The sequence below is a fragment of the Salmonella sp. SAL03688 genome (assembly GCF_046551895.1).
GTDB classification, from domain to species: Bacteria; Pseudomonadota; Gammaproteobacteria; order Enterobacterales; family Enterobacteriaceae; genus Salmonella; species Salmonella enterica.
This window is the reverse complement of record NZ_JBGDVI010000055.1, coordinates 1-890: the sequence shown is the minus strand read 5'-3', so window position 1 is coordinate 890 and position 890 is coordinate 1. Positions and strand designations below refer to the sequence as shown.

The following is an 890-nucleotide window of genomic DNA, read 5'->3' as shown; positions in this document are numbered from 1 at the left end:
TATTTCTGGGTATTGATCTGGCTAAAAATGTTTTTCAGCTCTGCGGGTTAAACCAGGCCGGCAAACCGGTTTATACGAAACGCACTGGCCGAAAAGAATTGCTCCAGACGCTGGCAAATATTCCTGCATGTCTGATTGGGATCGAAGCGTCCACCGGGGCATTTTATTACTGGCAGCGTGAGTTTGAGAAACTGGGGCATAAAGTAAAGGTCATCAGTCCTCAGTATGTAAAACCCTTTGTCCGCGGGCAAAAAAATGATGGTAATGATGCACAGGCCATCGCAGTGGCTCTGATGCAACCGACAATGCAGTTCGTGCCGCCAAAAAGCCCCGAACAGCAGGATATCCAGGCTTTACACCGGGCAAGGCAGCGTATTGTCAATCACCGCACTGCTACAGTCTGTCAAATAAGGGGGCTGTTACTTGACCGGGGGATCCCCATTGGCAGTGCTGTCTCCAGAGCTCGCCGTGCTATTCCTCTTATCCTTGAAGATGCAGAAAACGGTCTAAGTTCCCGTATGCGCAGAACAATTGCCGAACTCTATGATCTCTTTAACGATCTCGGGCGTCGGATCCATTTTTTTGATAAGGAAATTGAAACAGTATTCAGGCAATCAGAAGCCTGTCAGCGTATCGCCAAAGTTAAAGGCATTGGTCCTGAAACGGCCACGGCCGTTGTTGCTGCTATTGGCAAAGGAACTGAATTTAAGAATGGTCGCCACTTTGCTGCATGGCTGGGTCTGGTTCCACGCCAGCATTCGAGTGGCGACAGGCAGGTGCTGATGAATATGACGAAAAAAGGCGACAAGCATCTGCGGACACTTTTTATTTATGGTGCCCGCGCTGTCGTCAGGGTTGCCACGAATAACAATGATGGTCATATGAATCAG

1 protein-coding gene is annotated in these 890 nt (G+C 49.1%); it reads left to right on the top strand.

Annotated elements, in window-relative coordinates; all coding sequences use genetic code 11:
* Nucleotides 1-890: IS110-like element ISSaen1 family transposase (locus ACLJR2_RS23660; protein ID WP_139679664.1), on the top strand; the 890-nt coding region annotated here is incomplete at both ends.